25 protein-coding genes and 1 pseudogene are annotated in these 24885 nt (G+C 62.4%); 19 read left to right on the forward strand and 7 right to left on the reverse strand.

Features of this window, described 5'->3' with window-relative positions; genetic code table 11:
• Positions 1–109 precede the first annotated feature (109 nt).
• From P353_RS03690 to P353_RS03695, 6 genes and pseudogenes are all read left to right on the forward strand, one after another.
• The gene (locus P353_RS03690; RefSeq protein ID WP_034365273.1) at positions 110–1570 is read left to right on the forward strand and encodes a circularly permuted type 2 ATP-grasp protein; all 1461 of its coding nucleotides are present in this window, start codon (positions 110–112) and stop codon (positions 1568–1570) included.
• Positions 1570–1716, forward strand: coding sequence for an alpha-E domain-containing protein (locus P353_RS28675; RefSeq protein ID WP_113707681.1), 147 nt, complete (start codon positions 1570–1572; stop codon positions 1714–1716). Before P353_RS03690 ends, P353_RS28675 begins: the two co-directional genes overlap by 1 nt.
• A pseudogene (locus P353_RS30290) lies at positions 1710–1778 on the forward strand (alpha-E domain-containing protein); the annotation flags it as partial. The gene P353_RS28675 and the pseudogene P353_RS30290, both read left to right, overlap by 7 nt.
• A 71-nt stretch (positions 1779–1849) precedes the next feature.
• On the forward strand, positions 1850–1996 hold the full coding sequence (locus tag P353_RS27725; protein ID WP_080750412.1) for an alpha-E domain-containing protein: 147 nt from the start codon (positions 1850–1852) through the stop codon (positions 1994–1996).
• On the forward strand, positions 1990–2136 hold the full coding sequence (locus P353_RS27730; protein WP_080750411.1) for an alpha-E domain-containing protein: 147 nt from the start codon (positions 1990–1992) through the stop codon (positions 2134–2136). Before P353_RS27725 ends, P353_RS27730 begins: the two co-directional genes overlap by 7 nt.
• Entirely contained in the window at positions 2130–3086 is a 957-nt protein-coding gene (locus P353_RS03695; RefSeq protein WP_003057653.1) for an alpha-E domain-containing protein, read from the forward strand. Before P353_RS27730 ends, P353_RS03695 begins: the two co-directional genes overlap by 7 nt.
• Positions 3087–3151: 65 nt before the next feature.
• Here the strand turns inward: P353_RS03695 and bfr are convergent, their stop codons facing one another.
• The gene (bfr, locus tag P353_RS03700; protein ID WP_003057652.1) at positions 3152–3628 is read right to left on the reverse strand and encodes a bacterioferritin; all 477 of its coding nucleotides are present in this window, start codon (positions 3626–3628) and stop codon (positions 3152–3154) included.
• A gap of 380 nt (positions 3629–4008) precedes the next feature.
• Here bfr and ahpC point away from each other — a divergent pair, with 380 nt between their 5' ends.
• The 8 genes from ahpC (at position 4009) to P353_RS03740 (ending at position 13335) form a co-directional block, all read left to right on the forward strand.
• Positions 4009–4584, forward strand: coding sequence for an alkyl hydroperoxide reductase subunit C (ahpC, locus tag P353_RS03705; protein ID WP_003057651.1), 576 nt, complete (start codon positions 4009–4011; stop codon positions 4582–4584).
• Positions 4585–4759: 175 nt separating this feature from the next.
• On the forward strand, positions 4760–6316 hold the full coding sequence (ahpF, locus tag P353_RS03710) for an alkyl hydroperoxide reductase subunit F (protein WP_034365276.1): 1557 nt from the start codon (positions 4760–4762) through the stop codon (positions 6314–6316).
• 358 nt (positions 6317–6674) lie between these two features.
• Positions 6675–8939 carry a TonB-dependent hemoglobin/transferrin/lactoferrin family receptor gene (locus P353_RS03715; protein WP_034365278.1) on the forward strand — a complete coding sequence of 755 codons (2265 nt, stop codon included), beginning with the start codon at positions 6675–6677 and terminating at the stop codon, positions 8937–8939.
• 71 nt (positions 8940–9010) lie between these two features.
• Positions 9011–9400: a hypothetical protein gene (locus P353_RS03720; protein ID WP_034365282.1), complete on the forward strand. Its 390-nt coding sequence runs from the start codon at positions 9011–9013 to the stop codon at positions 9398–9400.
• Entirely contained in the window at positions 9397–10509 is a 1113-nt protein-coding gene (locus P353_RS03725) for a hemin-degrading factor (protein ID WP_034365284.1), read from the forward strand. The genes P353_RS03720 and P353_RS03725 overlap by 4 nt, the downstream gene beginning before the upstream one ends.
• Positions 10506–11390, forward strand: a complete 885-nt coding sequence (locus P353_RS03730; RefSeq protein WP_034365286.1) for a heme/hemin ABC transporter substrate-binding protein — start codon at positions 10506–10508, stop codon at positions 11388–11390. Before P353_RS03725 ends, P353_RS03730 begins: the two co-directional genes overlap by 4 nt.
• A gap of 14 nt (positions 11391–11404) precedes the next feature.
• On the forward strand, positions 11405–12514 hold the full coding sequence (locus P353_RS03735) for a FecCD family ABC transporter permease (RefSeq protein ID WP_034365556.1): 1110 nt from the start codon (positions 11405–11407) through the stop codon (positions 12512–12514).
• Positions 12511–13335, forward strand: coding sequence for a heme ABC transporter ATP-binding protein (locus P353_RS03740; RefSeq protein WP_034365289.1), 825 nt, complete (start codon positions 12511–12513; stop codon positions 13333–13335). Before P353_RS03735 ends, P353_RS03740 begins: the two co-directional genes overlap by 4 nt.
• 108 nt (positions 13336–13443) lie before the next feature.
• Here the strand turns inward: P353_RS03740 and P353_RS03745 are convergent, their stop codons facing one another.
• On the reverse strand, positions 13444–13716 hold the full coding sequence (locus P353_RS03745) for a DUF2798 domain-containing protein (RefSeq protein ID WP_034365291.1): 273 nt from the start codon (positions 13714–13716) through the stop codon (positions 13444–13446).
• A 188-nt stretch (positions 13717–13904) separates the two neighbouring features.
• Here P353_RS03745 and P353_RS03750 point away from each other — a divergent pair, with 188 nt between their 5' ends.
• Entirely contained in the window at positions 13905–14834 is a 930-nt protein-coding gene (locus P353_RS03750; RefSeq protein WP_034365294.1) for a LysR family transcriptional regulator, read from the forward strand.
• Between the two features lie 158 nt (positions 14835–14992).
• Here P353_RS03750 and ppsR read toward each other — a convergent pair whose 3' ends face one another.
• Complete coding sequence (gene ppsR / locus P353_RS03755; RefSeq protein WP_003057637.1) at positions 14993–15814, reverse strand: pyruvate, water dikinase regulatory protein; 822 nt, start codon at positions 15812–15814, stop codon at positions 14993–14995.
• A gap of 250 nt (positions 15815–16064) precedes the next feature.
• Here ppsR and ppsA point away from each other — a divergent pair, with 250 nt between their 5' ends.
• From ppsA to P353_RS03775, 4 genes are all read left to right on the forward strand, one after another.
• Positions 16065–18455 carry a phosphoenolpyruvate synthase gene (gene ppsA, locus P353_RS03760; protein WP_034365296.1) on the forward strand — a complete coding sequence of 797 codons (2391 nt, stop codon included), beginning with the start codon at positions 16065–16067 and terminating at the stop codon, positions 18453–18455.
• A gap of 15 nt (positions 18456–18470) precedes the next feature.
• Entirely contained in the window at positions 18471–18860 is a 390-nt protein-coding gene (locus P353_RS03765) for a DUF4212 domain-containing protein (RefSeq protein WP_034365559.1), read from the forward strand.
• Entirely contained in the window at positions 18853–20937 is a 2085-nt protein-coding gene (locus tag P353_RS03770; protein WP_034365299.1) for a VC_2705 family sodium/solute symporter, read from the forward strand. The genes P353_RS03765 and P353_RS03770 overlap by 8 nt, the downstream gene beginning before the upstream one ends.
• Before the next feature lie 190 nt (positions 20938–21127).
• Positions 21128–21634 (forward strand): hypothetical protein, encoded by a 507-nt coding sequence (locus P353_RS03775; protein ID WP_034365301.1) that lies wholly within the window; start codon positions 21128–21130, stop codon positions 21632–21634.
• A gap of 83 nt (positions 21635–21717) precedes the next feature.
• Here P353_RS03775 and P353_RS03780 read toward each other — a convergent pair whose 3' ends face one another.
• The 4 genes from P353_RS03780 to P353_RS03795 all read right to left on the reverse strand — a co-directional run bounded on the left by P353_RS03780 (position 21718) and on the right by P353_RS03795 (position 24821).
• Positions 21718–22071 (reverse strand): FKBP-type peptidyl-prolyl cis-trans isomerase, encoded by a 354-nt coding sequence (locus P353_RS03780; RefSeq protein WP_034365302.1) that lies wholly within the window; start codon positions 22069–22071, stop codon positions 21718–21720.
• Positions 22072–22200: 129 nt separating this feature from the next.
• On the reverse strand, positions 22201–22506 hold the full coding sequence (locus P353_RS03785; protein WP_003057624.1) for a winged helix-turn-helix transcriptional regulator: 306 nt from the start codon (positions 22504–22506) through the stop codon (positions 22201–22203).
• A 356-nt stretch (positions 22507–22862) separates the two neighbouring features.
• Positions 22863–23807, reverse strand: a complete 945-nt coding sequence (locus P353_RS03790) for a ketopantoate reductase family protein (RefSeq protein ID WP_034365304.1) — start codon at positions 23805–23807, stop codon at positions 22863–22865.
• A 21-nt stretch (positions 23808–23828) separates the two neighbouring features.
• A complete protein-coding gene (locus P353_RS03795) occupies positions 23829–24821 on the reverse strand; it encodes a Bug family tripartite tricarboxylate transporter substrate binding protein (RefSeq protein WP_034365306.1) in 993 nt (330 codons plus the stop codon).
• Positions 24822–24885 lie beyond the last annotated feature (64 nt).

The raw sequence follows: 24885 nt of genomic DNA on the forward strand, positions 1-24885 counted from the left end.
GACATGCATGGTTGCACGCTCGTTGCCTGGCAGCTTGTCCGGTGCGGCGTCGCTAAACTGAGATCTGTGGCTTGCATGCGTGAGCTGCGGCAAAAATAGAGAGGACAGGATGCGCACATTCGATGAGATGTATCTGAGCTTGCCCGCTGACGGTGGCGCGGTGCGAGACCACTATCGGGACTATGCGCAGTGGCTGGGCAAGCAACCGCAGGACTATCTGCGAGCCCGCAGCGCCGAGGCGGAAATCGTTTTTCGCCGCGTGGGCATCACCTTTGCCGTCTATGGCGACAAGGACGAGAGCGGCGCCGGTACGGAACGCCTGATTCCGTTCGATTTGATCCCCCGCATCATTCCGGCCCATGAGTGGGCCAGCATGCAGGCCGGTCTGGCCCAGCGCGTGAAGGCACTCAACTGCTTTATCCGCGATGCCTACCACGGCCAGGACATGGTGCGTGCCGGCCTGATTCCGACGGAGCTGGTGCGCGGCAACAGCCAGTACCGGCCCGAGATGGAGGGCATTCAGGTGCCCAACGATGTCTACGCCAATATCGCCGGCATAGACATCGTGCGCGCCCCCGATGAGCAGGGCAACGGCGTCTATTACGTGCTGGAGGACAATCTGCGCGTGCCATCGGGTGTTTCCTACATGCTGGAAAACCGCCGCATGACCATGCGCCTGTTCCCCGAACTTTTCGGCAAGCATGCCGTGGCACCCGTGGCCCACTATCCCGACATGCTGCTCGACACTTTGCGTGCCAGCGCGCCCTCGGGCGTGCTGGAGCCCACGGTGGTGGTGCTGACTCCTGGCATGCACAACAGTGCCTATTTCGAGCATGCCTTTCTGGCCCAGCAAATGGGGGTGGAGCTGGTCGAAGGCCAGGATCTGGTGGTCGAGAAAGACGTGGTCTATATGCGCACCACCCAGGGTCTGCAGCGTGTGGACGTGATCTACCGCCGCGTGGACGATGATTTCCTCGACCCCGAGGTCTTCAGGCCGACATCGACGCTGGGCTGCAAGGGCCTGATGCGGGCCTACCGTGCAGGCAACGTCAATATCTGCAATGCCGTGGGCACGGGCCTGGCCGATGACAAATCGGTATACCCCTATGTGCCGGAGATGATCCGCTTCTATCTGGGTGAGGAGCCCATCCTGCAGAACGTGCCGACCTGGCTGTGCCGAAAGGAGGACGACCTCAAATACGTGCTCGACCACCTGCATGAGCTGGTCGTCAAGGAGGTGCACGGTGCAGGCGGCTACGGCATGCTGATCGGGCCGGCGGCGACCAAGGCCGAGATCGAGGCCTTCCGCCGTGTGCTGGTCGGCAACCCTTCGGGCTATATCGCTCAACCCACGCTCTCCCTGTCCACCTGCCCAACCATGGTGGAGCAAGGCATAGCGCCGCGCCATATCGACCTGCGGCCCTTTGTGCTCACGGGCACCGAGGTCAATATGGTGGCCGGCGGACTCACGCGTGTGGCGCTCAAGCAGGGGTCGCTGGTGGTGAACTCGTCTCAGGGCGGCGGAACCAAGGATACCTGGGTGCTGGAAGATCAAGAGGGAGCTCGCTGATGCTGTCGCATACCGCCGATCATTTGTACTGGATGTCCCGCTACACCGAGCGGGCAGAAAAAAAGGCTGCAGGCATTTTTTCAACAGAATACGGCGCGCGCGTTCAGCGCGTGCGGGGTTCTCTGCCCAAGGAGGGCCTATGCTGAGCCGCACCGCCGATCATTTGTACTGGATGTCCCGCTACACCGAGCGGGCAGAAAAAAAGGCTGCAGGCATTTTTTCAACAGAATACGGCGCGCGCGTTCAGCGCGTGCGGGGTTCTCTGCCCAAGGAGGGCCTATGCTGAGCCGCACCGCCGATCATTTGTACTGGATGTCCCGCTACACAGAGCGGGCAGAAAAAAAGGCTGCAGGCATTTTTTCAACAGAATACGGCGCGCGCGTTCAGCGCGTGCGGGGTTCTCTGTCCAAGGAGGGCCTATGCTGAGCCGCACCGCCGATCATTTGTACTGGATGTCCCGCTACACCGAGCGGGCAGAAAAAAAGGCTGCAGGCATTTTTTCAACAGAATACGGCGCGCGCGTTCAGCGCGTGCGGGGTTCTCTGCCCAAGGAGGGCCTATGCTGAGCCGCACCGCCGATCATTTGTACTGGATGTCCCGCTACACCGAGCGGGCAGAGAACACCGCGCGCATGCTCAGCGTGGCCTATGAAACCGCCATGCTGCCGCAGGCCATCCACGATGCCCATCGTGGCTGGCAGAGCGTGCTGTCCATCAGCGAGCTGATCCCGGCCTTCAAGGCGCAGTTTCCGGTGGTCGATCGTGAATCCGTGCTGCAGTTCATGGTCTCGGACGAGGCCAACCCGTCCTCCATCTTTGCCTGCCTCAAGGCGGCGCGCGAGAACGCGCGTGCCGTGCGCGGAGCGCTGACCACGGAGTCCTGGGAAACGCAGAACCAGACCTGGCTGGCGCTGCAGCGCCACTTCGGCAAGGATGCCTGGAAGAAGGATCCGGCGCAGTTCTTCGAATGGGTCAAATACCGCTCGCACCTGTGGCGCGGCGTGTCGCTGGGCACCATGCTCAAGGACGAGGCGCTGCACTTTGTGCGCCTGGGCACTTTTGTCGAGCGGGCTGACAACACGGCGCGCTTGCTTGATGTGAAGTTCCATTCCATAGAGCGCGACTACCACGGCATGCCGCGCGGTCGCGCCCTGATGAACTTCGACTTCTATCACTGGAGCGCCTTGCTGCGCAGCGTCTCGGCCTTCGAGGTCTACCGCAAGGTCTACCGCGATGTGATCACGCCCGAACGCGTGGCCGAGCTGCTGATGCTGCGCGCCGACATGCCGCGCTCGCTGCTGGCCAGCATGCATGAGGTGGTCAAGAACCTGGAGCGGGTGGCCAACGACCATTCGCAGGAAACCACGCGCAAGGCCGGGCGCCTGCTGGCCGATCTGCAGTACGGCCGCATCGACGAGATCCTGACCACCGGTCTGCACGCCTATCTGACGCAGTTTCTCGACCGCGTCAACGATCTGGGCTCGGGCATCAGCCGGGACTTTCTGATGCCGACCTGAGACAGGCGGCGCTCAAAACAAAAGCGGCCCTGAGGCCGCTTTTGTTTTTCGACGCGAAGCCGGACTTACTCGATCTCGCCCATCAGCGACTGCAGATAGTTCTGCGTGCCGACCTTGTCGATCAGGTCGAGCTGGGTTTCGAGGAAGTCGATGTGCTCTTCGGTGTCGTCCAGGATCTTCTGCAGCAGATCGCGCGAAACATAGTCGCGCACGGATTCGCAGTGCGCGATGCCGTCCTTGATGGTCTGCTGTGCGGCCTGCTCCAGGCGCAGGTCGCAGGCCAGGGCTTCCGGCACGTCCTCGCCGATCTGCAGCTTGCCCAGGTCCTGCAGATTGGGCAGGCCGTCGAGCATGAAGATACGGTCCATCAGCGCGTCGGCATGCTTCATCTCGCCGATGGATTCCTCGTATTCCTTCTTGGCCAGCTTGTCGAAGCCCCAGTGCTTGTACATGCGGTAATGCACGAAGTACTGGTTGATGGCGGTCAGTTCGTTCTTGAGCTGGGCTTGCAGCCAGGAAATGACTTGTGCATCACCTTTCATGGGGGACTCCTTCTCGGGTAGTTGTTGTTCGCGTCGATTGTCCATGCTTTATGAGGCAAATCAAACAAAGCCCATGCCTGCCCGAATTGGCTGCATCTGATGCGCGTTCTCGTTTAGCTTTGGGATTCGCTGCCCAGCTTTGACGCAGTGATGACAACAAAAGCTATGAGCGCGATTGAAGGACTATTGGCTGGAACTACCTGGTTTCGGCCCACAATAGAAAGCTGAGCTGCACAGCGCTGCGGCTTGACTTCAGAAGCCGGGAATCTGGTTTGATAGGTTTTTTAAATCAATTTAATGAAATCAATCGATTGGTTTTATTAAGTGAGCCGCTCTAAACTTCATCCTGTCTTCAAACACTAACCACAAGGAAACAGCAAATGTCTCTGATCAACACTCAAGTTCAACCTTTCAAGACCGAAGCCTATGTGAACCGCAACGGCAAGGGTGAATTCATCACCGTGACTGAAGAGAGCCTGAAGGGCAAGTGGTCTGTGGTGATCTTCATGCCCGCCGCCTTCACCTTCAACTGCCCCACCGAAATCGAAGACGCCGCCAACAACTACGCCGAGTTCCAGAAGGCCGGTGCCGAGGTCTATATCGTGACCACCGACACCCACTTCTCGCACAAGGTGTGGCACGAAACTTCCGACGCCGTGGGCAAGGCCAAGTTCCCTCTGGTTGGCGACCCCACACACCAGCTGACCAACGCTTTTGGCGTGCACATCCCCGAAGAAGGCCTGGCTCTGCGCGGTACCTTCGTGATCAACCCCGAAGGCGTGATCAAGACCATGGAAGTGCATTCCAACGAAATCGCTCGTGACGTGTCCGAAACCCTGCGCAAGCTCAAGGCTGCCCAGTTCACCGCCGCCAACCCCGGCCAGGTGTGCCCCGCCAAGTGGAAGGAAGGCGCCAGCACGATCACTCCTTCGCTGGATCTGGTCGGCAAGATCTAAGCCTGATATCTATCGGCTGAGCGTGCAAGCGCTCTGAAAGCCGGACGACGTTCAGGCGAGTGCTGCCCGTCCGTCCGGCTTTTTTTCGCCCAGTTTTTGCTTTCATGGGCGGGCAAAGGCCTCAAAAGCACTTTGCTGCATTGCATCAACAACTCTAAATTCAAAGGAATCCACCATGCTTGACGATCAACTCAAAGCCCAACTCGCCGCCTACCTGGAACGCGTGCAGCAGCCGTTTGAGCTGGTGGCTTCTCTGGATGACAGCGAGACCAGTGCACAGATGCACGATCTGCTCAAAACCATCCAGTCCCTGCGCAGCGACAAGATCTCCCTGCGTACCGACGGCAGCGATGCCCGCAAGCCCTCGTTCACGCTGCAGCGTCAGGGCACGGCCACCCAGCTGCGCTTTGCGGGTCTGCCCCTGGGCCATGAATTCACCTCGCTGGTGCTGGCCCTGCTGTGGACGGGCGGCCACCCTCCCAAGGTGGAGCAGGACGTGATCGATCAGATCAAGGCACTGGACGGCGACTTCAACTTCGAGGTCTATATGAGCCTGAGCTGCCACAACTGCCCCGATGTGGTTCAGGCACTGTCGCTGATGGCCATTCTCAACCCCAAGGTCAAGACTACGGTGATCGAAGGCGGCGCCTTCCAGAAGGAGGTGACTGAGCGCGAAATCATGGCCGTGCCCATGGTGTTCATGAACGGCAGCGTTTTCGGCTCCGGTCGCATGACCATCGAGGAAATCGTGGCCAAGCTGGACACCGGCGCCGCCTCGCGTGACGCAGCCAAGCTGTCGGCCAAGGAGGCCTTTGACGTGCTGATCATCGGCGGCGGCCCCGCCGGCGCGGCAGCCGCCGTGTATGCGGCTCGCAAGGGCATTCGCACCGGCGTGGCGGCCGAGCGCTTTGGCGGTCAGGTCAACGACACGCTGGCGATCGAGAACTACATCTCCGTGCTGGAGACCGACGGACCCAAGTTCGCCGCTGCATTGGAAGCCCACACCCGCGCCTATGACGTGGACATCATGAACCTGCAGCGCGCCGAGAAGCTGATTCCCGCTGCGCAGCCCGGCGGTCTGGTGGAAGTGCAGCTGGCCAACGGCGGCTCGCTCAAGGCCAAGACCGTGATCCTGTCCACGGGTGCGCGCTGGCGCAATGTGAACGTGCCCGGCGAAGCCGAGTACAAGAACAAGGGCGTGGCCTACTGCCCGCACTGCGACGGTCCGCTGTTCAAGGGCAAGCGCGTCTCGGTGATCGGCGGCGGCAACTCCGGCATCGAAGCTGCGATCGACCTGGCAGGTCTGGTGGCCCATGTGACGGTGGTGGAGTTTGCCGATCAGCTCAAGGCCGATGCCGTGCTGGTCAAGAAGCTGCACAGCCTGCCCAATGTGACGGTGATCACCAATGCCCAGACCACCGAGATCACGGGTGCCAACGGCAAGGTCAACGGCCTGAGCTACAAGGACCGTACAAGCGGTGCCGAGCACCATGTGGAGCTCGAAGGTGTGTTTGTGCAGATCGGCCTGGTGCCGAACACCGAATGGCTCAAGGGCACACTGGAGCTGAGCAAGTTCGGCGAAATCATTGTGGATGCCAAGGGGCAGACCAATCTGCCCGGGGTGTTCGCCGCCGGTGACTGCACCACGGTGCCTTACAAGCAGATCGTGATCGCCGCCGGCGCCGGTGCCACTGCAGCGCTGTCGGCCTTCGATCATCTGATCCGCAACTGAACGGCCTTAATCGCTTGCAAGGTAAGCGATGGTAGCTATCAAAAAAGGACTGCTTAGGCAGTCCTTTTTGCTTTTGAGTGGCCGCAAAGAGGGTGGCTTGTCGCCGGGGTCGTCAGGGGCTTTGGCGTTCAACGCACCGGGTTTGGGGACATCGCAGCCTTGCGTCGGGACGCAATTCCCGGCTTGTAACGAAGTTATTTGCAGTTGAGAATTATTCGCATATACTGAGCGCCATTCAGCCAGCCAATGCCGTGCCAGCTACAGGCCGCGAAGCCTCTGACGTTTCGACCTGTGGCCATTGACGTACCTATCAGAAGCCAGCTCTTGTCCATTTCTATGAATAAAGAGGGTTTCTGGTATGGCTTCCGCCACCGCTTTGCACGCCCGCGCCACGCTGGCGCCACGCTCCAATCTCCGTCCGCTGGCGCTGGCCTGCGCACTGGCCTGCGCCGCCATCTCTGCCCAGGCCCAGCAACAATCCTCCGAATCCGTCCAGGTCGCGGCGGCCCGTGCCGACCGCAGCACGCCTGTGCTGCGCGATGTGGTCATCAGTGCCTCGCGCGACGAGCAGGACGCCGACAGCCTGCCCATGACGGTGGACGTCATCGATGCCAAGCAGATGGAGGAGGAGCAGATCGGCGACATCCGCGAGCTTGCAGCCAAGCTGCCCAATGTGACCGTGCCGCGCAGTCCGGCGCGTTTCACACTGGCCGGCTCCCCCTCGGGGCGTGACCAGAACAGCGGCTTCAATATCCGTGGCCTGGAAGGCAACCGCGTGCTGATGCTGGTCGATGGCGTGCGCCTGCCGCGCAGCTATACCTTCAGCGCCAATGCCTTTGGCCGTGACTATCTGGATCTGGGCCTGGTGCAGCGCGTGGAAATCCTGCGCGGTGCCGTGCCCGCGCTGTATGGCTCGGACGGCATGGGCGGCCTGGTCAACTTCATCACCGTGCAGCCCGACGATCTGCTCAAGGACGGCAAGACCATCGGCGGTCGCGTCTCGGCCAGCTATGACGGCTCGGACAACGGCAAGCGCGTGGGTGCGACGCTGGCAGGCCGTGCCAGCCCGGAATGGAGCTGGCTGCTGTCGGCCGGCATAGGCCGCTCCAGCGCGCTGGAAAACATGGGCAGCAACAATGCGGTGGGTGCCCTGCGCACCACGCCCAACCCCGAAAAGGACAAGAGCCATTCGCTGCTGGGGCGTCTGGTCTACACGCCTTCGGCCGTGCAAAAACATGTCTTCACGCTGGAAAACGTGGACAAGCGTGCCGACTACGACCTGCTGAGCGCTCGCACCTCCACCGTCACCGACTCCCAGGCCGAGACCACCATGAAGCGCTGGCGTGCTACCTGGCAGGGGCAGTGGCAGCAGTTGGATACGGCACTGGCCGACGAGCTCAAGCTGATGGCCAGCTATCAAAGCTCGCGCTCGCGCGAGTTCGTGACCGAAACCCGCACCCCGCCGCTGGCCTATCGCGAGCGCGATGTGACCTATGACGAAGACGCGCTGCAGCTGCACGCCCAGGCCGGCAAGACGCTGCGCTGGGAAAATGGCCTTAGCGGCAAGTTCAGCTATGGCGTCGACTATCTGCGCGGCAAGGTGGTCAACGAGCAAAACGGCATCACGCCACCGGCAGGCGAGAGCTTTCCGCTCAAGCGCTTCCCCGACACCACGGAAACCTCGACCGCGCTGTTTGCCCAGGCCGAGCTGCACTATGGTGCTTTCAGCCTGACTCCCGGATTGCGGGCCGAGCACTACAGCATCAAGCCCAAGCAGCAGGGCTTTGGCGGCACGGCGGTCAGCAATTCGGACTCCGCCGTCTCCCCCAAGCTGGGCGCCATGTTCCAGATGAACGATGCCTGGTCGGTTTACGGCAACTATGCCGCCGGTTTCCGGGCGCCGAACGCAGGGCAGATCAATGCCTTCTTCGAGAACCCGTTCATGTTCTACAAGAGCATTCCCAACCCCGATCTCAAGGCGGAAAAAAGCAATACCTTCGAGCTGGGCCTGCGTGGCCGCATGAGTGCGCTGCGCCTCGATGCCGCAGTCTTCACGGGCCGCTACAAGGACTTCATCCAGGATCAGGTGCAGGTTGCGGGCGAATACGGTGATCGCAACAACCCGGCCACGTTCCAGTCCATCAATTTGAACCGCGTGCATATCAGCGGGTTCGAACTCAAGGCCGACTACGACTGGGGCAGGTTTGCGGGTGGCGACTGGCGCACCAATGCCGCCTATGGCTACACCAAGGGTACGGACAAGAACACCAACAAGCCGGTGGACACCATTTCGCCGCAGCAACTGGTGCTGGGCGTGCGCTACGACCGCTCGAATGTGGGCGTGCAGCTCAGCGCCTCGCACTGGGCAGGAAAAAAAGACAAGGATGCGTCTGATCTTTCCAGTGGCCGCCCCTTCCTCAGCCCATCCGCGACGGTACTGGATTTGAGTGCGCAATGGCGTATCCGCCCAGGCACGCGTCTGAATGTGGGCATCTACAACCTGACCGACAAAAAGTATTCGCGTTGGGCGGATGTACGTGGCTTGAGCCGCACGACGCAGATTGCCGATGCCTATACCCAGCCGGGCCGCAATGTGCGCGTGTCCCTGGTTCAGGACTTCTGATTTTGTAGCTGAAAGCGCTTGTTTGATAAGCGCTTGAGATCTGTTTGACTCAAAAGATGCGGGAGTGTGCCATGTCTGTTTATGAGAACACCGCCAATGCCCAGAGTGCCTCTGGCAGCCGCGATGAGGAATATCTGCTGACCGAGGGCGAAGCCCAGCTGGCCACGGTGCTGGCGCTGATGACCGGTTTCAGCCAGGGCTGCTGTGCGGCGCACCGCGCGCCCATGGCCCAGCGTGTGGCGGACCAGCTGGTGCGCATGACCGAAGGACTGGACGGCAGCGAGCGCTCCGACGACATGCGTCACTTTCTGCAGCGACTGGGACAGCGCTGGGCCATCGTGGCCCAGGTGCTGGCCCAGCCTGAACAAGAGCCCGAAGCCCAGGCTTCGGCTTCCCGCTTTGACGACGAATTTTCCAACCCACAACCACACTGGCATCACAGCCCGGAGACCCTGCAATGAACGCCATCACATCCCCTGAAATCCAGACCATGACCGCGGTGCAAATCCGTGAGCAATTCGCGCAAAAGCGCGAGCAAGGCCTGCGTGCCAAAGATGCGGCCGAGGCGCTGCAACTGAGCGAAGGCGCGGTCATCGCGGCCCATGGCGGCGAGCATGAACGCACGCTCAAGGCTTTGCCGCTGCGCGCCGAATGGCTGGACATTCTTAAAGCCCTGGAAGCCTGCGGCACCGTGATGGCGCTCACGCGCAACGAATCCACCGTGCATGAAAAGGACGGCATCTACCAGAACGTCTCGGCCCAGGGTCCGGTCGGTCTGGCGCTGAGCCGCGAGATCGATCTGCGCCTGTTCTTCATGCACTGGCATGCCGGCTTTGCCGTGACCGAAGAGTCCGCCAACGGCGGTCGCCCCGCCATGCGCAGCCTGCAGTTCTATGACGCCGCCGGCCGTGCCGTGCACAAGGTGTTTGCGCGCGAGGCCACGGACATGGCGGCCTGGAATGCGCTGGTCGAGCGCTTTGCCGAGCCCTCCGCAGGCTATGTGTTCCGCGAGCCTGCGGCCAAGCCTGCCGTCAAGGCCGACGCCGAGATCGACGTGCCCGCGCTGAGTCAGGCCTGGACCGATATGAAGGACACGCATGAGTTCTTCGATATGCTGCGCAGGTTCGGAGCCGAGCGCCAGCAGGCCTTCCGTCTGGTGCCTCAGTACTGCGAGCGCCTTGGCACCGACGCAGTCGCGCAGCTGCTGGGCGATGCGGCGGTGGACGGTGTCTCCATCATGGTGTTTGTGGGCAGCAGCGGCTGCATCCAGATCCACACCGGACCCGTGAGCAATATCCAGCCCATGGACGGCAAGGACGGCGTGCGCTGGATCAATGTGCTGGACAAGGGTTTCAACCTGCATCTGCGCACCGACCTGATCGCCAATGTCTGGGTGGTGCAAAAACCCACCAGCGATGGCGTGGTGACCTCGGTCGAGGCCTTTGATGCCGAAGGCAACAACATGGCCATGTTCTTCGGCGAGCGCAAGCCCGGCCAGCCCGAGCTGCAAGGCTGGCGCGATCTGGTGACCGGCCTGCCGCGCAAGGCGGCCGTGGCGGAGGCTGCATGAGCACGGCCAGCATTTCCCGGCGCCAGGGCCTGCAGTGGCTGGGTGCGACCGTGGCGGGCACGGCCCTGCCGGCCCTGGCGCAGACCGCCGCTGCCGCACCTGGAGCGAAACGGCTGGTGTCTCTCAGCGGTGCATTGACCGAGGTGGTCTATCTGCTCAATGCCCAGGGCCTGCTGGTGGGAACGGACACCACCAGCCTGTTTCCCGAGGCGGCACAAAAAACCGCCAAGGTCGGCTATGTGCGCCAGCTCTCGGCCGAAGGCCTGCTCTCGCTCAAGCCCGATGCGGTGATCGCAACCACCGAGGCCGGCCCGCCCGTGGTGCTTGATCAGATCCGCCAGGCAGGCGTGCGTGTATCGCTGGTTGCGGCCAAGCACAACTGGGCCGAGGTGCAGGAAAAGGTCAAGGTCGTGGGCCGCGAAACCGGCAGCCTGGCCGAGGCAGACAAGTTGCTGGCCCAGCTCGATGCGCAGTGGAGCAGCGTGCAGGCCCAGGTGGCCAAGGCCCAGCGCAAGCCGCGCGTGCTGTTTGTGCTCTCGCACAGCGGCAGTCCGCAGGTGGCGGGCAAGGGCACGGCAGCCAATGCGCTGATCCGGTACGCGGGCTGTGTCAATGTCATCGACCAGTTCGACGGCTACAAGCCCCTGACCGCCGAGGCCATGGCCAGCGCCGCGCCCGAGGTCATCATCAACACCACCCAGGGCATTGAAGCGCTGGGCGGCGAGGCCGCCTTCTGGACGCGGCCCGAGCTGGCACTGACACCCGCCTACGCCAAGAAGGCACTGGTGACGCTGGAAGCCAGCCACCTGCTGGGCTTTGGTCCGCGCCTGCCCAGCGCTGTGCAGGCGCTGCATATGCGCGCTTTGCAGTGGGTGGCCTGAGCATGAGCGCAAGCATGGGGAGCGTGGTGCCAAAGCCAGCAGTCGAGCTGCCTGTCGCATCGCGCTGGCGCACTCCTGCCGGACGGCTCAGCCGCAGCGCAGCCCTGCTGCTGGGTGGGGCTCTGGTGTTACTGGCCATGGTGTGGGGAAGTGCCAGCGGGGCCTATGCCATTGCACCGGGGCAGTTGCCAGGGATTGTCTGGGACGGGCTTCGCAGTCTTTTTGGCGGTGTTGTGGACAGCGGCCCCGAGCATCTGGTCTTTCTCAATATCCGCCTGCCGCGCCTGCTCATGGGCGTGGCTGCGGGTGCGGGACTGGGGCTGGCCGGCGCATTGATGCAGGGGCTGTTTCGCAATCCGCTGGCCGACCCCGGGCTGATTGGCGTCAGCAGCGGCGCGGCCCTGGCTGCCGGCATCACCATCGTGCTGGGCGGCCTATATCTGCCCTGGCTGCCGCGTCATCTGGGCAGCTGGGCCCTGGTGGCCATGGCCTTTGGCGGTGGCCTTGCCGTGACTGCCGTAGTCTATGTGCTGGGCCAGGTCCAGGGCACGACCCGCATCGGCCTGATGCTGCTGGCCGGCATTGCCATCAATGCGCTGGCCGGTGCCGGACTGGGCTTTCTGAGCTTTGTTTCGACGGACGAGCAACTGCGCAATCTGCAGATGTGGCTGCTGGGCAGCCTGGGCGCCTCGCGCTGGAGCGCGGTAGCCCTGGTGTCGGCGGCCGTGGCCATCAGCGCGGCGGCGGCGCTGGCGCTGGCCAGGCCGCTGAATGCGATCGCTCTTGGCGAGGCACAGGCCAATCTGCTGGGTGTAGCGGTGGAGAAAACCAAGCGCCGCGCCGTGATGGTGGCTGCGCTGGCCGTGGGCGCCGTGACCGCGACCACGGGCATCATCGGCTTCATCGGTCTGGTCGCACCGCACTGGGTGCGGCTGATGGCAGGGCCTGATCATCGCGTGGTGCTGCCGGGATCGGCCCTGCTGGGCGCGGCGCTGGTGGTCAGCGCCGATGCCGTGGCGCGCACCATCGTCAAGCCGGCCGAGCTGCCGCTGGGCGTGCTCACCGCGTTTATCGGCGTGCCGCTGTTTCTGGCCATGCTGCGCCAGTTCAGGAGCAAGGTATGAGTGCGCACCACAGGCTGTCCAGCCTCGAATGCCGCAATCTGGGCGTCGGCGTGGCCAAGGGGCCGCGCCTGGCGACGGTGGATGTGCGGATTGCAGCCGGGCGCTTTACCGCCATCCTCGGCCCCAATGGCGCCGGCAAGTCCACGCTGATGTCCATGCTGGTGGGCGAGCGCGCGCCGCAGTCGGGCCAGGTTCTGCTCGACGGGCTGGAGCTGTCCGGGCATGCGATGGAGGGCCTAGCACGCCGGCGCTCCGTCATGCCCCAGGACTGCAGCGTGGCCTTTGACTTCACGGCCCAGGAGGTGGTGGAGCTGGGGCGTTATCCGCATCGTCACCAGCCCGGCACCGGGGAAGCGCAGATTCCGGCGCAGGCCATGGCGCTGACCGGGGTCGATCATCTGGCGCAGCGCAGCATCAACACGCTGTCGGGCGGGGAGCGGGCGCGCACCCATCTGGCCAGGGCACTGGCACAGATCTGGCAGCAGCCCGCCGACGGCGCGGCGCGCTGGCTGCTGCTGGACGAGCCCACCGCCGCTTTGGATCTGGCCCATCAGCACCATGCCATGCGCCTGCTGCGCCAATGGGCCGGGCAGCAGGGCGCAGGAGTGGTGGCAGTGATCCATGATCTGAACCTGGCGCTGCGCTATGCCGACGATGTGCTGGTGCTGGGCGGCGATGCCGGAGTGCATCACGGTGCGGTGCTGGATGTGCTTCAGCCTGCGCTGGTGCGCCAGGTCTGGGGCATGCAGTGCGATCCGGTGCGCAGCAGCGACGGTGCGCTGCAATATATTTTTGTAGCGGATACCGCTTTATCTGCTTGAAATTTCAGTGTATTGCATTGAATTCTGAAGCCAGTCATGCGCAGGCTGCTTCAGATTCAATAGCTAATGACCTGGCTGTCACTGGCTGTCACTGGCTGTCACTGGCAGTCAATGTGTATGCACGGTCAGTGCGACCAGCTTGAGCACCAGCGGGCGCACCATCATCACGCAGAAGAACGCCACCGGCATGGCCAGCGCATAGGCGCTGAACACGCGCTGGACATAGCCGCTGTCAAAGCCGGTATTGGCCGCCACAATGGTGCAGCACATCAGGAAGGCCATGATGCCGGCCATGAAAAACGCAAAGACAAATGGCGTGTAGCGCCGGTGCAGCTTCAGCGTCGAAAGTCTGGATGGGGAAGAGCTGGTGGAGGAATTCATGAAAGCGATTGGGGAAATGCATTGCGCGTCGTCACGGCGGGAGTGGGTCTGCCAGCGGTTCGGGCCGAATGCATGGATGGGAAACAGGGCTGAACTGTAGGCATGATCTGCGGGCTTCGGTAGAGGCCCGGGACTTGTTGCACTCATAAGCAAAACTTTCGAATGCAATTGGGGATACATTCGCAGTCATGCCGAATCTGCGAGCCATAGAAACCTTTGTCAAAGCGCTGGAGGGCGGCTCCATCGCTTCGGCCGCGCGCCAGCTGGGCATTTCGCCCGCTGCAGCCAGCCAGAACATCGCGCGGCTGGAGCGCGAGCTGGGCACGCGCCTGATCACCCGCACCACCCGGTCCATGGCCTTGACCGAGGCCGGCGAGCGTTATCTGGCGCGCGTCGCTCCGGTGCTCGACGAGCTCGAAAAAGCCCAGTCCGATCTCTCGCTGATTCATGGAGAGCTGCAAGGCCGCTTGCGCATTGCCTGCATGGCAGCCTTCGGCCGCCATGTGCTGGCGCCGCTGCTGCCGGCGTTTACCGCGCTGCATCCGCGGCTGGAGCTGGAGCTGTTGATCACGGACCGGCATGTGGACGTGCTCAAGGAAGATGTGGACATCAGCGTGCGCTACCGCGATGTGCTGGAGCCCGGCATGTCGGTGCGGCTGCTGGCCTCGGTGCCGCGCATTCTCTGTGCCTCGCCCCAGTACCTGCAGCAGCACGGCCGACCGCAGACGGCACAAGAGCTGCTCGAGCATGCCTGCTTGCTGTACCGGCGCGAGCGCGACGGCAGACTCATGCGCTGGCCCTTCTTGCGCGATGGCCAGCGCACCGATCCGCAGCAGAAGATTGCGGCCATCGGCAGCGATATCGATGCCCTGGTGGAGTTCGCCGCTGCCGGTGGCGGCATCGCCTGGGCCGGCCGCTTCATCGTCCATGAGGAGCTGCGCAGGGGGCGGCTGGTGCCGCTGGCGCTCAAGCCGGCGCGCAAGGGACAGTTGCAGTTCGAGGATGCTCCGCTGGATTTCTTCGCCTGCTTCAAGGACCGTAAATATGTGCCGGCCAAGGTCCGCGCCCTGGTGGACTATCTGCTGCAGGTGCTGCCGCAGCAGTCCGTCCTGCGTTGAGCAAGGCCAATGCGTGGCGCCTGCATTCCCCGTAGTTCTTGGCGCCGGCGCGGGCTAAAGGCGCGGGCTGAGTAAGGGCAAGGGCGGCCGGGCAAGAGCCGCCTCGCAGCGAGGGCTGAGTCCCCTTGGGGAAGCGGCGAAGCCGCTCAGGGGAAGGCTTAATGTCCCAGATGCTGCGGCAGCACTTCCTGCAAGATGGTGGTGGCAATCTCTTCGATCGACTTGGTGGTGCTGGACAGCCACTCGATGCCGCTTCTGCGCATCATGGCTTCGGCCTCGGCCACCTCGTAGCGGCAGTTGGGCAGGCTGGCGTACTTGGAGTCGGGGCGGCGTTCGTTGCGGATGCTGGACAGGCGCTCGGGCTGAATCGTCAGGCCAAACAGCTTTTTGCGGTAGGGCTCCAGCGCGGGCGGCAACTGCTTGCGCTCGAAGTCCTCGGGGATCAGCGGGTAGTTGGCCACCTTGAGGCCGAACTGCATGGCCAGGTACAGACTGGTTGGCGTCTTGCCCGAGCGGCTGACGCCCACCAGGATCACGTCGGCGCCGCTCAGGTCGGCATGGGTCTGGCCGTCGTCATGGGCCAGCGTGTAATTGATGGCCTCCATGCGCTCCAGATATTCCTTGCTCTCGCTGATGTCGGCAAAGCGGCCCACGCGATGCAGCGACTTCTGGCCCAGTTCCACCTCCAGCGGGCGCACAAAGGTGCCGAACATGTCGAACAGCTTGCCCTTGCAGTTGGCTTCAAGGAATTCCAGCATCTCCTGATTGACCAGGGTGGTGAAAATGATGGGCTTTCTTTTCTCCACCTCGGCCACATGGTTGATCTGGCGCACGGCCTGATGAATCTTGTCCATCGAGTCCACAAAGGGGATGCGAATCAGCCTCGGCTTGCTCTCGAACTGGGCCATGATGGCCGTGCCAAAGGTCTCGGCCGTGATGCCTGTGCCGTCAGAAATGACAAAAATTGTATGGGTATGCATGGTGCGCGCAGTTATTAGGTGGGACCTGTGCAAGCAATGCCATGTCCCGGACTCTGAATCTGGTTTGAGCCACGCGACGCTCGCCGGCTCAGCCTACAATGGCGCCCATTATTCCCAAATTCAAGCCCATGCTCGTTGACGGTCGACATCCAGAACAGCAAAGCACTGCACTCAAGCAGCATGGGTTCGCGTGCCCTGGCCATTCAGCCCAGCGCCGCCTGCGTACCGGTTTTTAACTTTGGAGCTTCCCATGTCTCAACTGTTCGAAGCGACCGCTCTGGTCGTTCCGTTTGAAAAACTGAGAATGTCTGATGTCGAGTCCGTAGGCGGCAAGAACGCTTCGCTCGGCGAAATGATCTCGCAGCTGCCCCAGGGCGTGCGCGTGCCCACCGGCTTTGCCACCACGGCTCATGCATTCCGCGAGTTCCTGGCCTTTGAAGGTCTGGCTGGCAAGATCTCTGCCAAGCTGGCCGCTCTGGACGTGGACGATGTCCGTGCTCTGGCCGCTGTGGGCGCGGAAATCCGCGCCATGGTGGAGAGCCAGCCTTTCCCTGCCGATCTGGAGCAGGCCATCCGCGAGGAATTTGTCCGCCTGCAAGGCGGCAATGCCGAGGCATCGTTTGCCGTGCGCTCTTCCGCCACGGCAGAAGACCTGCCTGATGCATCGTTTGCCGGCCAGCAGGAAACCTTCCTGAACGTGGTGGGCATCGAAGACGTGCTGCACAAGATGAAGGAAGTGTTCGCGTCGCTGTACAACGACCGCGCCATCTCCTACCGCGTGCACAAGGGCTTCGAGCACGATGTGGTGGCACTGTCCGCCGGCGTGCAGCGCATGGTGCGCTCCGACAAGGGCGCTGCCGGCGTGATGTTCACCATCGACACCGAATCCGGTTTCGAGGAAGTGGTCTTCATCACCTCCAGCTACGGCCTGGGCGAGACCGTGGTGCAGGGCGCCGTGAACCCCGACGAGTTCTATGTGCACAAGCCCATGCTCAAGGCTGGCAACAAGGCGCTGATCCGCCGCAATCTGGGCTCCAAGCTGATCCAGATGATCTTTGCCACGCCCGAGGAAAAGGCTGCCGACGGCAAGCTGGTCAAGACCGTGGATGTGGCCCATGAGCTGCGCAACCGCTATTCGCTGACCGACGAGGAAGTGCAGCAACTGGCGCATTACGCTCTGGTGATCGAGCAGCATTACGGCCGCCCCATGGATATCGAATGGGGCAAGGACGGCACCGACGGCCAGCTCTACATCCTGCAGGCGCGCCCCGAAACCGTGAAGAGCCAGGCCAAGGGCCAGGCCGAGCTGCGCTACAAGCTCAAGGGCACGGGCACCGTGCTGGCCGAAGGCCGCGCCATCGGCCAGAAGATCGGTACCGGCCCCGTGCGCCTGGTGTCCGACATCTCGCAGATGGATCAGGTGCAGGCCGGCGACGTGCTGGTGACCGACATGACCGACCCCAACTGGGAGCCCGTCATGAAGAAGGCTTCGGCCATCGTCACCAACCGCGGTGGTCGTACCTGCCACGCAGCCATCATTGCTCGCGAGCTGGGTATCCCTGCCGTCGTGGGCTGCGGCAATGCCACCGATCTGCTCAAGGCCGAAACCCTGGTTACCGTGTCCTGCGCGGAAGGCGACACCGGCAGAATCTATGACGGTCTGCTGGAAACCGAAGTGACCGAGGTCAAGCGTGGCGAGATGCCCAGCATCTCCACCAAGATCATGATGAACGTGGGCAATCCCCAGCTGGCTTTCGACTTTGCCCAGCTGCCCAATGAGGGCGTGGGTCTGGCCCGCCTGGAATTCATCATCAACAACAATATCGGCGTGCACCCCAAGGCCATCCTGGACTACCCCGCCGTTGACGCCGATCTGAAGAAGGCTGTCGAGTCCGTGGCCCGCGGCCATGCTTCTCCCCGCGCGTTCTACGTGGACAAGGTGACCGAAGGCGTGGCAACGATTGCCGCCGCTTTCTGGCCCAAGCCCGTGATCGTGCGCATGTCCGACTTCAAGTCCAACGAATACCGCAAGCTGATCGGCGGCAGCCGTTACGAGCCCGAGGAAGAGAACCCCATGCTGGGCTTCCGCGGTGCCGCTCGCTACATCTCGGCCGAGTTCGGTGAAGCCTTCAAGATGGAGTGCGAGGCCCTGCTCCGTGTGCGCGAGGATATGGGCTTGACCAACGTCAAGATCATGATCCCCTTCGTGCGTACCCTGGGCCAGGCCAAGCGCGTGACCGAGCTGCTGGCCGAGAACGGCCTCAAGCGTGGTGAAAACGGCCTGCAGCTGATCATGATGTGTGAAGTGCCCTCCAACGCCGTGCTGGCCGAAGAGTTCCTCGAATACTTCGACGGTTTCTCCGTAGGCTCCAACGACCTGACCCAGCTGACCCTGGGTCTGGACCGCGACTCCGGTCTGGAGCTGCTGGCCGCCGATTTCGACGAGCGCGACCCCGCTGTCAAGAAGCTGCTGGCTCATGCCATCAAGGCCTGCCGCGATCAGAACAAGTATGTGGGCATCTGCGGCCAAGGCCCTTCGGACCACCCCGACTTTGCCAAGTGGCTGGCCGACGAAGGCATCTCGTCCATCTCCCTGAACCCTGACAGCGTGGTCTCCACCTGGCAGAAGCTGGCTGAATAAGCCTTGCGCATCGGCATGCAGACGCATCACGCGCCCGTGCATGACGATGCTGTGTCGGATGCTCCGCGACAGGCATTCGATGCTTTGGGCAATCCGGTGGAAGTCACCTTCCCGCCGGATCTGCACGATACCTACCACCTGAGACTGAAGGCCTTGCTGCTGACGGTCTGGGTGGTATTTTCATTTGGCATCTGCTACTTTGCGCGGGATATCCAGGAGCTGGTGCCCGACTGGCCCGTGGCCTACTGGATGGCGGCCCAAGGGGCAGTCCTGATGTTCCTGCTCATCATCGTGGTCTATTGTGTGGCCATGGATTATTTCGAACGCCAACAGGCGCGTGACGAGGCGCGCAAAGCGGCTGAGGCTCACGATGCCTCCTGTGCCGCTTCCGATCTTCATGCCTGAGCGGCCTGTTCTGAGCCGTGCCTACCACTGGCGGCTGCATCGCATTCTTTTTCTCTATGTGCTGGGCACAGCGGGCTTTTTGCTGGCCATGCTCTGGGCCGAGGAGCGCGGGCTCGCGCGGCACTGGATAGGGCCCATCTTTCTGTTCTCCACAGTGATGGTGTACGCGGCCATCGGCGTGTATTCGCGCACCAGCGATGCCGAGGAGTATTTCGTCGCCGGCCGGCGCATTCCGCCTTTCTACAACGGCATGGCGGCCGCTGCCGACTGGATGAGCGCAGCCTCGTTCATCAGCCTCTCCGGTGCGCTTTATCTGCAAGGCTTTTCGGGAACCGGCACACAGCCTGGCGGACTGGCCTATGTCCTGGGGTGGACGGGCGGGTTTTGCCTGGTCGGCATGCTGATTGCCCCCTATCTGCGGGCCATGAATCTCTATACCGTGCCGGATTTCTTTCAGGCGCGCTATGGCGGGCGCTGGCCGCGCATCATTGCTGCGCTGGCGGCCATCACCTGTTCCTTCACCTATGTGGTGGCGCAGATCTATGGTGTGGGCCTGATTGCCGCGCGGCTGACCGGTGTTCAGTTCGAGATCGGCATCATGCTGGGGCTGGGCGGCGTGCTGCTGTGCTCGTTCCTGGGTGGAATGCGGGCGATCACCTGGACCCAGGTGGCGCAATATGTGGTCATCTTGCTGGCCTTCATGCTGCCGGTTTCCTGGCTGGCCTACAAACAGCTGGGCAACCCCTGGGCGCAGCTGGCCTATAGCCAGCAACTGGGCAAGATTGGTGCCATGGAGCAGCAGTTGCTGTCCTCAGAGGCTGAGCAGTCTGTGCTGGAGGCCTACCGCACCCGCGCTCAGGTGCTGCAGGCCAAGCTGCGCGATGTGCCCAATGTGCTGGCGGCTGAACGCCAGGCACTGAGCGAGCATATCCGCGAGCTGCGCACCAGCAGCGGCAATATCGGTGCCATCATGACCGCCAGCCGGGAGCTGGCCGCCATGCCCAAGGACGAGGTGGCGGCACGCGAGCTCTGGAGCCGCGAGCTGCACGAGGCCTATGAGCGGGCCAAGCCGCTGGGCGGCATGCCGCTGCAAAGCCAGCCTTTCGCGGGGGATCCGCATGGCTCTCCGGCCGAGCAGCAGGCCTATGAGGAAAGCCGGCGCAATTTTCTGGCGCTGATGTTTTGCTTGATGGTCGGCACTGCCGGGCTGCCGCACTTGCTCACGCGTTATTTCACGGTTCCCTCAGTGTCGGCGGCGCGTACCTCGGTGGCCTGGTCGCTGTTCTTTATCGGCCTGCTGTATCTTGGCGCACCGGCCTTGGCCGTGCTGGTGAAGTACGAGGTCATGAGCAATCTCGTGGGCACGCATTTCGATGCCTTGCCGAACTGGATAGCGCAGTGGTCAAGGGTGGACGCCTCGCTGCTGTCGGTGGAGGATATCAACGGCGATGGCATTTTGCAGTTTGCCGAGATCCGCATGGGCGCCGACCTCATCATGCTGGCCACTCCAGAACTCGGCGGCATGCCTTATGTGCTCTCCGGACTGGTGGCTGCTGGCGGGCTGGCGGCGGCCCTGTCCACGGCCGACGGCCTGCTGCTGACCATCAGCAATGCCTTGGTGCGGGATCTCTATTTTCAGGAGCGGCAGCGCCTCGATACGCGCAAGCGACGTGTCTCGCCCGAACAGCGCGTGATTCTTTCCAAATTCGCACTGCTGCTGGTGGCCCTGTCGGCGGCATTTGTGGCGGCGCGGCGCTCTTCGGACATTCTTCCCATGGTCTCGGCCTCCTTCTCCTTGGCGGGCTCGGCTTTTGTGCCGGCCATGGTGCTGGGCATCTTCTGGCGCGGCACCACGCGCCGTGGTGCGGTGGCCGGCATGCTGCTGGGTCTGGCCGTGACGGTGTACTACATGCTCTCTCATGTGCCGGGGCTGCAGGGCGTGCTGCCCTCGGCACTGCGCGGCGAGGCTCTCTGGTGGGGTATTCAGCCCATCTCGGCCGGAGTGTTCGGTGTGCCGGTGGGCCTGGCCACCACATTGCTCGTGAGCTGGTGGGAGCAGCGGCGGGCGAGAGTTTGAAAAACTCTTGATTGGATGGCCTTCAGCGATTTTTTGGGTCGGCTTCGAGGCAGTTTTCTGCTGGATATTTGCCGTGAGTTGATCTGGAGCATGCGCGAACCTGGCTTGCAGGAAAACCCGCTTTTCAGCTGCAGCCATAGCTGCCACCCTGCAGGGCGGAAAGCAATTCAATGCACAGAGGGCGGGGTCGATGTATCTAGTCAAAACACCCGAGGGCCAGCAGGCCTTCAAGGAGCGCCATTCCGATCTGAGCCAGAGGCTGCGCTCGGCCTTTTTGCTGTTTGACGGTCGTCGCAGCCTCATGCAGGTGCTGGAGGCAACCTCGGCGCTGGGAGTGCACAAGGACGATATTCTGGCGCTGGTCGGCAAGGGCTGGCTGGCTACAAGAGAGTCATCCGTCGTGGCTGATGCAGCAGCGCAGGCCCATGCATCTTCGCTCTCAAAGAGCAGTTCGGCATCGTTGGCACCTGCTGAGGTCGACCCTGCCAGCACCCAAAGGCGCTACCAGAGAGCCTATCCGATAGCGGTGTCCATCACGGGGGCTCTGGGGCTCAAGGGCTTCAGGCTGAATCTGGCGGTGGAGGCGGCCATGGGTTATGAGCAACTGGCTGCGCTGGCTCCACGCATACGAGATGCTGCGGGTGACAAGGCCTATACGTCGTTGCACAGGGTGCTGTTTGAGGTGGATGAGACATAGGCACCCTCTGTGCCGAGCCTCTTGCATAGAAAAGAAAAAAGCGGCTTCGGAGAGCCGCTTTTTTTTATGAACCAGCCTGTTTTTTAGACAGCCAGCAATTCCACGTCAAACTTCAGCGTGGCGTTGGGGGGGATCACGCCACCGGCGCCGCGCGCACCATAGCCCAGGGCAGCGGGGATCAGCAGCGTGCGCTGGCCTCCCACCTTCATGCCCTGCACGCCTTCGTCCCAGCCCTTGATGACCATGCCGGCGCCCAGGGAAAAGACGAAAGGATCGTTGCGGTCCTTGCTGGAGTCGAACTTGGCGCCTTGAACGCCGTTGTTGTAGAGCCAGCCTGTGTAGTGCACGGTCACGCTCTGACCGGCTTTGGCTTCGGCGCCTTCGCCTACGACGGTGTCTTCGTATTGCAGGCCGGAGGCTGTAGTGTTGAATGCCATGATGGATTTCCTTTCAGCGCAAAGCAGAAAAAGGCGATGGAAAAAAGGGCCAGCCAAGCACGCTTGGGGCCCTTGGATGATAGTTGTTCGCGCTTGCCGCCAGGTCCCTGGCCGCAACAGCGCCAAGGTCTACTTCTTGGCGCGTGCTGCAACCCAGCGGTTGGCAAAGGCTTGTACATCGGACAGGCGCTTGAGCAGATCCTGCCCGGTCAGGGTGACGGTGTAGCCATCGCTGCCATGCTCGAGCAGACCGCACTCACGCAGTTCCTTGATACGGGTGTTCAAGGTGTTGGGAGTGATGCCGCCCACGCTGTCTTGCAGCAGTCGGAAGGTCTGGGGATGACCATCCCGCAAAGCCCACAGCACGCGCAGCGCATAGCGGCATTCGAGCTTCTCGAACAGCTGGTTGATGGCGGCGTTTTCCTTGGAGCTCATGGACGCTTCTCCTTGCGCAATGATGTTGTCGAGCTGGGCGCACTAGGCGCTTTCAGTGCCATGTCCAATGGACTATAGCGGTTAATTTATTTTGCTACAAGTTTAGTAGCTTCAAATCTTCGACTGCAACGCCTTGAAGTGATAAAGGCCACAAACAGCACGCAAGTGTTGCGGGTCAGCCACGAATCAGGGAGAAGACTCGCTTGCTTCAGGGTTTGTAGCAATAAGGGCAGGGCTGAAGCAGCCTTCGGGTCAGGTTGGCGAGCTATGCCGGAAGTGTTAGTACTGGCTTAGGTGTTTCTGGGTGTAAAAATTGACTCTAGCCATTGATTTGTCAGAGCAAGCCGCTATGGAAATCATAGTTCCTGCTTTTGTGCCGGTATTTGCTTGAGTTGCACCAGCACCTGCAGCAGACGGTTGGTCGGCGTGGCAATGCCCAGCGCCTGACCGCGTCGCACCACATAGCCGTTGAGATGGTCAATTTCCGTGGGCTTGCCGCGCGCCAGATCCTGGGCCGTGGAAGACAGCTGCCGGGGCATGGTGCGCGCTATGGCTGCTACAGCCTCGTCCACGGAGGCCGGCAGCTGCACGCCGTCGGCCAGAGCCACGGCCTTGCATTCCGCTGCAATGTCTTGCATCACGGCGGGTATGCCCTGCTGCGCGACCAGCCAGCCATAGGGCTGCTGGGTGAGGGCGGAGAGTGCGTTGTACACGCAGTTGATGACGAGTTTTTGCCATAGTGCGGCCAGCACACCATCCGAGACCAGCGTGGGAATGCCGGCGGCGCTGAACTGGCCCGCGATCGCCTCGCCTTGCAGACAAGGCGCGATGACCAGCTCGCCCCGGCCAAAGTGGCGTACATGGCCCGGGCCTGCCATGGCGGTGGCCACATAGACCACGGCAGCTGCCACCGGCTGCTGACCCAACACCTGGCGCAGGCGCTGGTCGTTGTCCACGCCGTTCTGCAAGCTCAGTACCTGGGTATGTGCAGCCAGGTGGGGTTTGATCTGTGCGGCGGCTGCTTCGGTGTCGGTGGATTTCACGCAGAGCAGCACCACATCGGCGCCCGCCACGGCACTGGGCTCGGTGCTGGTGGCGACGGGAAGGTGCAGATCTTCTGTTGCGGTCTGCAGTCGCAGACCGTGCTGGCTGATGGCCTGCATATGCGATGCTCTACCGATCAGCGTGACCGGGTGGCCGGCGCGTGCCAGCAAAGCGCCAAAGTAGCAGCCCACCGAGCCAGCGCCCATGACGGCAACGCAGAGGCGGGAGGGGGAAGCGGTGTGGTCGACCAGGTTCATGCGGCTATCTCGCAACGAGGCTCAGCTCTTGAGCTTGAGCAGATAGGTCATCAGCTGGGCAGTCGAGGCCTCGACCTCCAGAAATTCCTGCAGGGCCTTGCCGGTTTGCCAAGAGGAGCTCCAATTATTGCCGACCAGGGCTTGTTTCCAGTTGTCCTGATTGCTTGCATAGTCGATAGCAGCCAGTAGTTGCTGGCTGCGCTCTGCAGGCAGATTTCTGCCTGTAAAGACGGCGCGCCAGTTGGACATTTCAGCATCCAGACCCTGCTCGCGCATGGAGGCGATACCGAACATGGTGCGCCGCGAGGAAACACCGAGGGCGCGCAGCTTGCCCGCCTGCAAGGCTTCTCTGAACTCGCTGTAACCCGAGATTCCCACCTGCACCTGCTTTTGCAGCAGGGCCTGGAGCACATCGTTACCGCCGGCAAAGGGTTTGTATTGCAGTTGCTCCGCATTGGCCTTTGCCAGGCGGGCCAGCATGCCCGCGTACATGTGGTCCACACCGCCTGCAGAGCCTCCGGCAATGGTCAGTGCCGGTAGGTTCTCGCGCATGGCCTTGGCCAGTGCCCTGGGGCTGGCAATCGGCGAGTCGGTGGGCACGGCCACCACCAGATAGTCGCTGGTCAGGCGCGCCAGGGGCTGCACCTGAAGCAGCTCTGCCGACTTCTTGTTCAGCGCCAGAGCGCCGACCATGACCATGCCGCCGATCAGCAGGCTGTTGGGGTCGCTGCCATAGCGTTTGGTGTACTCGGCCAGGCCTATGGTGCCGCCCTTGCCGCCGATGTTTTCATAAATGACCTTGTCCACGGTGCCGCTGCTGCTCAGCGCTGCACCCAGGGCGCGGCCGGTCTGGTCCCAGCCGCCGCCGGGGTTGGCGGGGATCACGATACGCAGCTGCGTGCCAAGGCGCTGGGGCGGATTGGCGATGGCTGCAAAAGGTGTAGACAGCAAGGCAGCGGAGTAGCTTAGCCAGTGGCGGCGTGTCAGGGTATTGTTCGCGTGGGGGGGATTCATGTCTGTCTCCGTTGTTATGTGTCTTTTGGTGTGTTTGGCCGAAAGCAAAGGCTTGCTGACCTGG

This window comes from Comamonas testosteroni, from assembly GCF_000761245.1.
Taxonomy (GTDB): domain Bacteria; phylum Pseudomonadota; class Gammaproteobacteria; order Burkholderiales; family Burkholderiaceae_C; genus Comamonas; species Comamonas testosteroni_C.

Coding starts and splice junctions, on each gene's coding strand:
- P353_RS03715 (WP_034365278.1), top strand. CDS start 6,675: ATGGCTTCCGCCACCGCTTTGCACGCCCGCGCCACGCTGGCGCCACGC.
- P353_RS28675 (WP_113707681.1), top strand. CDS start 1,570: ATGCTGTCGCATACCGCCGATCATTTGTACTGGATGTCCCGCTACACC.
- P353_RS27730 (WP_080750411.1), top strand. CDS start 1,990: ATGCTGAGCCGCACCGCCGATCATTTGTACTGGATGTCCCGCTACACC.
- P353_RS27725 (WP_080750412.1), top strand. CDS start 1,850: ATGCTGAGCCGCACCGCCGATCATTTGTACTGGATGTCCCGCTACACA.
- P353_RS03745 (WP_034365291.1), bottom strand. CDS start 13,716: ATGAATTCCTCCACCAGCTCTTCCCCATCCAGACTTTCGACGCTGAAG.
- P353_RS03765 (WP_034365559.1), top strand. CDS start 18,471: ATGCAGACGCATCACGCGCCCGTGCATGACGATGCTGTGTCGGATGCT.
- P353_RS03795 (WP_034365306.1), bottom strand. CDS start 24,821: ATGAATCCCCCCCACGCGAACAATACCCTGACACGCCGCCACTGGCTA.
- P353_RS03740 (WP_034365289.1), top strand. CDS start 12,511: ATGAGTGCGCACCACAGGCTGTCCAGCCTCGAATGCCGCAATCTGGGC.
- P353_RS03695 (WP_003057653.1), top strand. CDS start 2,130: ATGCTGAGCCGCACCGCCGATCATTTGTACTGGATGTCCCGCTACACC.
- P353_RS03770 (WP_034365299.1), top strand. CDS start 18,853: ATGCCTGAGCGGCCTGTTCTGAGCCGTGCCTACCACTGGCGGCTGCAT.
- P353_RS03775 (WP_034365301.1), top strand. CDS start 21,128: ATGTATCTAGTCAAAACACCCGAGGGCCAGCAGGCCTTCAAGGAGCGC.
- bfr (WP_003057652.1), bottom strand. CDS start 3,628: ATGAAAGGTGATGCACAAGTCATTTCCTGGCTGCAAGCCCAGCTCAAG.
- P353_RS03780 (WP_034365302.1), bottom strand. CDS start 22,071: ATGGCATTCAACACTACAGCCTCCGGCCTGCAATACGAAGACACCGTC.
- P353_RS03725 (WP_034365284.1), top strand. CDS start 9,397: ATGAACGCCATCACATCCCCTGAAATCCAGACCATGACCGCGGTGCAA.
- ppsA (WP_034365296.1), top strand. CDS start 16,065: ATGTCTCAACTGTTCGAAGCGACCGCTCTGGTCGTTCCGTTTGAAAAA.
- ahpC (WP_003057651.1), top strand. CDS start 4,009: ATGTCTCTGATCAACACTCAAGTTCAACCTTTCAAGACCGAAGCCTAT.
- P353_RS03730 (WP_034365286.1), top strand. CDS start 10,506: ATGAGCACGGCCAGCATTTCCCGGCGCCAGGGCCTGCAGTGGCTGGGT.
- P353_RS03790 (WP_034365304.1), bottom strand. CDS start 23,807: ATGAACCTGGTCGACCACACCGCTTCCCCCTCCCGCCTCTGCGTTGCC.
- P353_RS03720 (WP_034365282.1), top strand. CDS start 9,011: ATGTCTGTTTATGAGAACACCGCCAATGCCCAGAGTGCCTCTGGCAGC.
- ppsR (WP_003057637.1), bottom strand. CDS start 15,814: ATGCATACCCATACAATTTTTGTCATTTCTGACGGCACAGGCATCACG.
- P353_RS03735 (WP_034365556.1), top strand. CDS start 11,405: ATGGGGAGCGTGGTGCCAAAGCCAGCAGTCGAGCTGCCTGTCGCATCG.
- P353_RS03750 (WP_034365294.1), top strand. CDS start 13,905: ATGCCGAATCTGCGAGCCATAGAAACCTTTGTCAAAGCGCTGGAGGGC.
- P353_RS03690 (WP_034365273.1), top strand. CDS start 110: ATGCGCACATTCGATGAGATGTATCTGAGCTTGCCCGCTGACGGTGGC.
- P353_RS03785 (WP_003057624.1), bottom strand. CDS start 22,506: ATGAGCTCCAAGGAAAACGCCGCCATCAACCAGCTGTTCGAGAAGCTC.
- ahpF (WP_034365276.1), top strand. CDS start 4,760: ATGCTTGACGATCAACTCAAAGCCCAACTCGCCGCCTACCTGGAACGC.